Annotated in this window: 9 protein-coding genes; 6 read left to right on the top strand and 3 right to left on the bottom strand. The window is 71.5% G+C overall.

The features are described 5' to 3' along the window. Positions 1-46: 46 nt before the first annotated feature. Positions 47-775, bottom strand: coding sequence for an IclR family transcriptional regulator NdgR (gene ndgR, locus IE241_RS13685; RefSeq protein ID WP_058046440.1), 729 nt, complete (start codon positions 773-775; stop codon positions 47-49). A gap of 127 nt (positions 776-902) precedes the next feature. Here ndgR and leuC point away from each other — a divergent pair, with 127 nt between their 5' ends. The 4 genes from leuC to IE241_RS13665 all read left to right on the top strand — a co-directional run bounded on the left by leuC (position 903) and on the right by IE241_RS13665 (position 4,190). Beyond that, the gene (gene leuC, locus IE241_RS13680; RefSeq protein WP_190021989.1) at positions 903-2,345 is read left to right on the top strand and encodes a 3-isopropylmalate dehydratase large subunit; all 1,443 of its coding nucleotides are present in this window, start codon (positions 903-905) and stop codon (positions 2,343-2,345) included. Between the two features lie 6 nt (positions 2,346-2,351). Further along, positions 2,352-2,945: a 3-isopropylmalate dehydratase small subunit gene (gene leuD, locus IE241_RS13675; RefSeq protein WP_190021988.1), complete on the top strand. Its 594-nt coding sequence runs from the start codon at positions 2,352-2,354 to the stop codon at positions 2,943-2,945. A gap of 169 nt (positions 2,946-3,114) precedes the next feature. After that, entirely contained in the window at positions 3,115-3,360 is a 246-nt protein-coding gene (locus IE241_RS13670) for an SCO5555 family protein (RefSeq protein WP_190021987.1), read from the top strand. 125 nt (positions 3,361-3,485) lie between these two features. Then, on the top strand, positions 3,486-4,190 hold the full coding sequence (locus IE241_RS13665; protein WP_190021986.1) for an HU family DNA-binding protein: 705 nt from the start codon (positions 3,486-3,488) through the stop codon (positions 4,188-4,190). Positions 4,191-4,304: 114 nt separating this feature from the next. Here IE241_RS13665 and IE241_RS13660 read toward each other — a convergent pair whose 3' ends face one another. Both IE241_RS13660 and cofC read right to left on the bottom strand, forming a co-directional pair. Then, complete coding sequence (locus IE241_RS13660) at positions 4,305-4,529, bottom strand: hypothetical protein (RefSeq protein WP_190021985.1); 225 nt, start codon at positions 4,527-4,529, stop codon at positions 4,305-4,307. A 9-nt stretch (positions 4,530-4,538) separates the two neighbouring features. Further along, entirely contained in the window at positions 4,539-5,273 is a 735-nt protein-coding gene (gene cofC / locus IE241_RS13655; protein WP_190022197.1) for a 2-phospho-L-lactate guanylyltransferase, read from the bottom strand. A gap of 161 nt (positions 5,274-5,434) precedes the next feature. Between cofC and IE241_RS13650 the strand changes: the two genes are divergently transcribed. Together IE241_RS13650 and IE241_RS13645 are read left to right on the top strand one after the other, a co-directional pair. Next, positions 5,435-6,184, top strand: coding sequence for a lysophospholipid acyltransferase family protein (locus IE241_RS13650; protein ID WP_190021984.1), 750 nt, complete (start codon positions 5,435-5,437; stop codon positions 6,182-6,184). Then, a complete protein-coding gene (locus IE241_RS13645; protein WP_190021983.1) occupies positions 6,181-7,182 on the top strand; it encodes an NAD(P)H-dependent glycerol-3-phosphate dehydrogenase in 1,002 nt (333 codons plus the stop codon). The genes IE241_RS13650 and IE241_RS13645 overlap by 4 nt, the downstream gene beginning before the upstream one ends. Positions 7,183-7,197 lie beyond the last annotated feature (15 nt).

The following is a 7,197-nucleotide window of genomic DNA, read 5'->3' as shown; positions in this document are numbered from 1 at the left end:
CGTGCGCCGCTTCGTCGTTTCCGCTCTTGCTCGGCTCCGTGCTCGCTCAGCCGTTGCGGCGCAGCGCCTCCGTGAGGCGCACCGCGGCGTCCAGCACCGCCTGCGCGTGCATGCGGCCCGGGTGGCGCGTCAGCCGCTCGATCGGTCCGGAGACCGAGACGGCGGCGACCACGCGGTTGGAGGGCCCGCGCACGGGGGCGGAGACCGAGGCCACGCCCGGCTCCCGCTCGCCGATCGACTGGGCCCAGCCCCGGCGACGCACGCCCGAGAGCGCCGTCGCCGTGAAGCGTGCTCCCTGCAGGCCGCGGTGCAGCCGCTCCGGCTCCTCCCAGGCCATCAGCACCTGGGCGGCCGAGCCGGCCTTCATGGGCAGCGTGGAGCCCACCGGCACGGTGTCCCGCAGGCCGGACAGACGCTCCGCCGCGGCCACGCAGATGCGCATGTCGCCCTGGCGGCGGTAGAGCTGCGCGCTCTCGCCCGTGACGTCCCGCAGGTGGGTGAGCACGGGGCCGGCCGTGGCCAGGAGTCTGTCCTCGCCCGCCGCGGCCGCCAGCTCGCTCAGCCGCGGGCCGAGGATGAACCGGCCCTGCATGTCCCGCGCCACCATCCGGTGGTGCTCCAGGGCCACCGCGAGCCGGTGCGCCGTCGGCCGCGCCAGGCCCGTGGCCGTGACGAGCCCGGCCAGGGTCGCCGGCCCTGACTCCAGCGCGCTCAGCACCAGAGCCGCCTTGTCGAGTACTCCCACGCCGCTCGAGGCGCTACCGGTGTTGTCCATGCAACGATACTTGCGTCTCACACTGTGAAACGCAAGTTCAAATTTCCCGGAGAAGCGCCAACCTGGACACAGAGCACCCACAGGCACACGAATGTGACCGGCGACGGCGCCGGCCGGAGGGACAGCGATGGGACGCACACTCGCGGAGAAGGTCTGGGACGACCATGTCGTCAGGCGCGCCGAGGGCGAGCCCGACCTCCTCTACATCGACCTGCACCTGCTGCACGAGGTCACCAGCCCGCAGGCCTTCGACGGCCTCCGCAAGGCCGGCCGCCCCGTGCGGCGCCTGGACCTCACCATCGCCACCGAGGACCACAACACCCCGACCCTCGACATCGACAAGCCCATCGCCGACCCGGTCTCGCGCACCCAGCTGGAGACGCTGCGCAAGAACTGCGCCGACTTCGGCGTCCGGCTGCACCCGCTGGGCGATGTCGAGCAGGGCGTCGTCCACGTAGTGGGACCGCAGCTGGGACTGACCCAGCCCGGCACGACCGTCGTCTGCGGTGACAGCCACACCTCCACCCACGGCGCGTTCGGCGCGCTGGCGTTCGGCATCGGCACCAGCCAGGTCGAGCACGTCCTCGCCACGCAGACGCTGCCGCTGGACCCGTTCCGCACCATGGCCGTGACCGTCGACGGGGAGCTGCCCGAGGGCGTCACCGCCAAGGACCTGATCCTCGCCGTCATCGCCCGCATCGGCACCGGCGGCGGCCAGGGCTACGTCATCGAGTACCGCGGCACGGCCGTCGAGAAGCTCTCGATGGAGGCCCGGATGACCGTGTGCAACATGTCCATCGAGGCGGGTGCCCGGGCCGGCATGATCGCGCCCGACGAGACCACCTTCGCCTATCTGAAGGACCGGCCCCACGCCCCCCGCGGGGCCGACTGGGACGACGCCGTCGCGTACTGGCGCACCCTGCGCACCGACGACGACGCCGTCTTCGACCACGAGGTCGTCATCGACGCCTCCGAGCTCACCCCGTTCGTCACCTGGGGCACCAACCCGGGGCAGGGCGCGCCCCTGTCGGCGGCCGTTCCCGACCCGGCCTCCTACTCCGACCCCTCCGACCGCCTGGCCGCCGAAAAGGCCCTGGAATACATGGGGTTGACGGCAGGTCAGCCGCTCCGCGACATCCGCGTGGACACCGTGTTCGTGGGCTCGTGCACCAACGGCCGGATCGAGGACCTGCGCTCCGCCGCAGCCGTCCTGGAGGGCCGCCGGATCGCCGACGGCATCCGCATGCTGGTCGTCCCCGGCTCCGTCCGGGTGGCCCTGCAGGCCGTCGGCGAGGGGCTGGACAAGGTCTTCACCGCGGCCGGTGCCGAGTGGCGTCACGCGGGCTGTTCGATGTGCCTCGGCATGAACCCCGACCAACTGGCGCCGGGCGAGAGGTCCGCATCGACCTCCAACCGTAACTTCGAGGGCAGGCAGGGCAAGGGTGGCCGTACGCACCTGGTCTCGCCCCAGGTGGCCGCCGCCACCGCCGTACTGGGCCATCTGGCCTCCCCGGCCGACCTGCCCGGCCCGGCCGGCGCGTCCGACGTCCGCACTCCCCTGGGGGCCTGAACAGCCATGGAAGCTTTCACCACGCACACCGGCCGCGCCGTACCGCTGCGCCGCAGCAATGTCGACACGGACCAGATCATCCCCGCGCACTGGCTCAAGAAGGTCACCCGCGACGGCTTCGAGGACGGGCTCTTCGAGGCCTGGCGCAAGGACCCCGAGTTCGTGCTGAACCGTCCCGAGCGCCGGGGGGCCAGCGTCCTGGTGGCCGGCCCGGACTTCGGCACCGGCTCCTCCCGCGAGCACGCGGTCTGGGCGCTGCAGAACTACGGCTTCAAAGCGGTCGTCTCCTCGCGCTTCGCCGACATCTTCCGTGGCAATTCGCTCAAGAACGGACTGCTGACCGTCGTCCTGCCGCAGGAGACCGTCGACGCCCTCTGGGAGCTGACCGAGGCCGACCCGGCCGCCGAGGTGACCGTCGACCTCGTGGCGCGCCAGGTCCGGGCCGGCGCGATCACGGCTGATTTCGACCTTGACGAGAACGCCCGGTGGCGCCTCCTGGAGGGGCTCGACGACATCGGACTGACCCTCCGGCACGAGGGCGACATCGCCTCCTTCGAGGCCGGAAGGCCCTCTTTCAAGCCCTCCACGGCCCAGATCTGACACGGATTTCACGTCCGTCTGAACAACCTGTGCGGCTCCCGGGGGACCCCGGATTTTCGCTGCTCACCAAGGGTTTGGCATGATGCGCCCCCTGTCTTCGGACAGGGGGCGCATCGCTCTGTTGAGGCCCTGTGAAGCGACAACTCGCCTCAGATGGCACAATCGGTGCATGGAACGCGACAGCCAACTCGAGCTATACCGGCTCGTCGCGGACCGACTCAAGGAAGCGCACTCCCGGGTGCGCGCACTGCAAGTCCCGGAGGGCGTAAGGATGACGCTGTCCCGGAAGCTGCTGGCCATCACGGCCGCGGCGAAGCACGATCTCTCAGGCGCCGCAATGCGTCTGGACCGGCTGATGAACGACCTCGACGAGGGCCGTTTCCCCGAAGAGCCCGACCGTGACGGAACTCCGTGATGGTCGAGTTCGTTGCGGCACAAGGGTGATTAGACCGTTTCGTGTTTGATTTGCGGTATATATCTGCCTAACGTGCGAAAAGGCTGGAGCGCATTCGTTCCAGCAATGTCTCCGAAGGGGAAGACGTGAACAAGGCGCAGCTCGTTGAAGCGATTGCCGACAAGCTCGGCGGCCGTCAGCAGGCCGCAGACGCCGTTGACGCGGTGCTCGACGCGATCGTCCGTGCAGTTGTCGCGGGTGACCGGGTCTCGGTCACCGGCTTCGGCTCGTTCGAGAAGGTCGACCGCCCGGCCCGTTACGCCCGCAACCCGCAGACGGGTGAGCGCGTGCGGGTCAAGAAGACCTCGGTGCCGCGCTTCCGCGCGGGTCAGGGCTTCAAGGACCTGGTGAGCGGCTCCAAGAAGCTGCCGAAGGGTGGCGAGGTCTCCGTCAAGAAGGCGCCCAAGGGCAGCCTTTCGGGCGGCAAGGTCACCGCCAAGGCCGCGGCCAAGAAGGCCACCGCCAAGAAGGCCACGGCGAAGAAGGCCACCACGGCCGCCACCGCCAAGAAGGCCGCCGCGAAGAAGACCACGACGGCCAAGAAGACGACGGCCGCCGCGAAGAAGACCACCACGGCGAAGAAGACGACGGCGAAGAAGGCCACCACGGCCGCCGCCGCCAAGAAGACCACCGCCAAGAAGGCCGCGCCGGCGAAGAAGGCCGCCGCCACCGCCAAGAAGGCCGCCGCGAAGAAGACGGCGCCCGCCAAGAAGGCCACGGCGACCAAGGCCACGACGCGCAAGACCACCGCGCGCAAGACCACCGCCAAGAAGACCGCCGCCAAGAAGTAAGGCAGCGAACGGCGTCACGCGCCGGGCCGGGCTCCCCTCGGGGAGCCCGGCCCGCGGTGTGTGTACGCGGTGTGTGTACGGTGCCGGGGTCCGGCCGGATTCAGAGTGCCGGATTCAGAGTGTCTGCAGCGTCACCAGCGTCACGCGGCGGCCCTCCGGGGCCCCCTCCGCGCCCGCGGCGGCCTCCGCGCACTCGATGCGCACCCGCTGGCCCGGCCGCAGCAGGCGCAGGCCCCCCGCGTCGAAGGCCGCTGCGTCGAAGGACAGCGGGGTGCCGTCGTCCAGGAGCACGCTTCCGGAGCGCGTCTGAGGGTCGAAGGTGTAAGCGGTGGCCTGCATGTCAGCAGCCTAGTCGGCGCGCGGGGCGGAGCGTTCCCCCGCAGCCGCCCCGGGCCGCTGCGCACCGGCCGCACGGGGCGGCCGCACCGCGCCCCCTGCGTACCCGCCCTCCGGGCCCCAGGGGGCACCCACGACGGCTGCCGTACGCGGCCCCACGCCCAGGGCCAGGGCGGCCCGCAAATCCGCCTCCGTATCCACGTCCCGGCGCACGGAATCCACCCCGGCCAGCCCGATCTCCCGCGCCCCCGAGTCCCGGTGCCGGGCGCGCGAATGTCCTTCGAACGCCGGCGCCAATTCCTTTCCCGGCCCCGCCGCCAGCAGCGTCGTCCCGATTCCCGCCGCGTCCGCGAGAAATGCGCGGGGGAATTCCGCCGCCGAATCGAGAACCCGGCCCAGTTCCGCCGGGCGCAGGGCCGGAAGGTCCGCGTTGAGGGTCGCCACGGCCGCGCCGGGCCGCCCCGCCCGTACGGTCCGCGCACCGTGCGCAAGGGCGCCGTTCAGGCCTCCCGGCCCCTTCGGTTCGGCCAGGACGCGCGCCCCGAGGGCGGCGAGCTCGGCCCCCGCCAGCGGATCGCCCGTGACGACCACCACATCCCGTACCGCCGCACAGGCCAGTGCCGCGGCCACGGTGTCCACGGCGAACGCCAGCGCGAGCGCGGCACGGGGCCCCTCCCCGGCGCCCCTGGCGAGACGGCTCTTGGCCAGGGCCAGCGGCTTCACCGGCACCACCAGCGTCCAGACCACATCCGCCCCCTCTCTTCGCATCCGCCTCATTGTCACCCGCTGCCGCAGCCGCCCGCCGAGCGCGGGGTTACGGTGTTCTCGACAGACCGGGGACCTGGGGCGACACTTGTGCGGCCTCCGGGTTCAGCACAGCTCCAAGGTCCCAAGAGAAGGGTGTCCGAGTGTCCCGCCACAGAATCGGCTTCTGGTACCGCTTTACGGCGGTGTTGGCTAAACCGCCGCTCGTGGTTCTGTTCAAGCGGGACTGGCGGGGAATGGAGCACATTCCGGCCGACGGCGGTTTTATTACCGCCGTCAACCACAACTCGTATCTCGACCCGCTCTCCTACGCCCACTACCAGTACAACACCGGGCGTGTCCCCCGCTTCCTGGCCAAGGCCGCCCTGTTCAAGGGCAGCTTCGTCGGCGCGGTCCTGCGCGGCACGGGGCAGATCCCCGTCTACCGGGAGTCGGCCGACGCCGCAGCCGCCTTCAAGGCCGCCGTCGAAGCCATCAACAAGGGCGAGTGCGTGGCCTTCTACCCCGAGGGCACCCTCACCCGCGACCCCGACATGTGGCCCATGGAGGGCAAGACCGGCGCCGCCCGCGTCGCGCTCCTCACCCGCGCCCCCGTCATCCCGGTCGCCCAGTGGGGCGCCAACGAGGCCATGCCGCCGTACGCCAAGGAGAACAAGCTCCGGCTCTTCCCCCGCAAGACGCTCAAGGTGCTGGCCGGCCCGCCCGTCGACCTCTCCGCGTACTACGGCAAGGAGCCCACCGCGGACGTCCTGCGCGCCGCGACCGACGACATCATGGCCGCCATCACCGCCCTCCTCGCCGAACTGCGCGGCGAGCCGGCCCCCGCCGAGCCGTACAACCCCAAGAAGGCCCGTGCGGCGGCCCGCCGCAAGGCCCAGGAGGACAAGAAGTGACGCGCTGCGCCGTCTACGGCACCGGTTCCTGGGGGACCGCCTTCGCCATGGTCCTCGCGGACGCCGGCTGCGAGGTCACCATGTGGGGACGGCGCGCCGCCCTCGTGGAGGCCGTCAACACCACCCGCACCAACCCCGACTACCTCCCGGGCGTCGAGCTCCCGCCCTCCGTGCGAGCCACCACCGACCCCGCCGAGGCCGCACGGGGCGCCGACTTCACCGTCCTCGCCGTGCCCTCCCAGACCCTGCGCGGCAATCTCGCCGAGTGGGCGCCCCTGCTGCCCGCCGACACCGTCCTCGTCTCCCTGATGAAGGGCGTGGAGCTCGGCACCGCCAAGCGCATGAGCGAGGTCATCGAGGAGGTCGCCAAGGTCTCCGCCGACCAGGTGGCCGTCCTGACCGGCCCCAACCTCGCCAAGGAGATCGCCGCGCGGCAGCCCGCCGCCGCCGTCGTCGCCTGCCGCGACGAGTCAGTGGCCCAGCGCCTCCAGGCCGCCTGCCACACCGCCTACTTCCGCCCGTACACCAACACCGACGTGGTGGGCTGCGAACTCGGCGGCGCCGTCAAGAACGTCATCGCCCTCGCCGTCGGCATCGCCGACGGCATGGGGCTCGGCGACAACGCCAAGGCCTCCCTGATCACCCGCGGCCTGGCCGAGACCACCCGGCTGGGCCTCGCCATGGGCGCCGACGCGCACACCTTCGCCGGCCTCGCCGGCATGGGGGACCTCGTCGCCACCTGCGCCTCGCCGCTCTCCCGCAACCGCACCTTCGGCGCGAGCCTCGGCCGCGGCATGACCCTCGCGGAGACCATCGCGGTCACCAAGCAGACCGCCGAGGGCGTCAAGTCCTGCGAGTCGGTGCTGGATCTGGCGCGCCGCCACGGAGTCGACATGCCGATCACGGAGACCGTCGTGGAGATCGTGCACGAGGGCAAGCCGCCGCTCGTGGCCCTCAAGGAACTGATGTCGCGCAGCGCCAAGGCCGAGCGGCACTGACGCCGCCCGCACCAC

The organism is Streptomyces hiroshimensis, assembly GCF_014650335.1.
In the GTDB taxonomy this organism is placed as follows: Bacteria; Actinomycetota; Actinomycetes; order Streptomycetales; family Streptomycetaceae; genus Streptomyces; species Streptomyces hiroshimensis.
Note: the sequence above shows the minus strand (reverse complement) of the source record. Positions and strands in the feature narration are given on the sequence as shown.

What these genes read in the sequence shown, in the direction of transcription:
- leuD (WP_190021988.1), top strand. Translation starts at nt 2,352, where the DNA reads ATGGAAGCTTTCACCACGCACACCGGCCGCGCCGTACCGCTGCGCCGC.
- leuC (WP_190021989.1), top strand. Translation starts at nt 903, where the DNA reads ATGGGACGCACACTCGCGGAGAAGGTCTGGGACGACCATGTCGTCAGG.
- ndgR (WP_058046440.1), bottom strand. Translation starts at nt 775, where the DNA reads ATGGACAACACCGGTAGCGCCTCGAGCGGCGTGGGAGTACTCGACAAG.
- IE241_RS13660 (WP_190021985.1), bottom strand. Translation starts at nt 4,529, where the DNA reads ATGCAGGCCACCGCTTACACCTTCGACCCTCAGACGCGCTCCGGAAGC.
- IE241_RS13670 (WP_190021987.1), top strand. Translation starts at nt 3,115, where the DNA reads ATGGAACGCGACAGCCAACTCGAGCTATACCGGCTCGTCGCGGACCGA.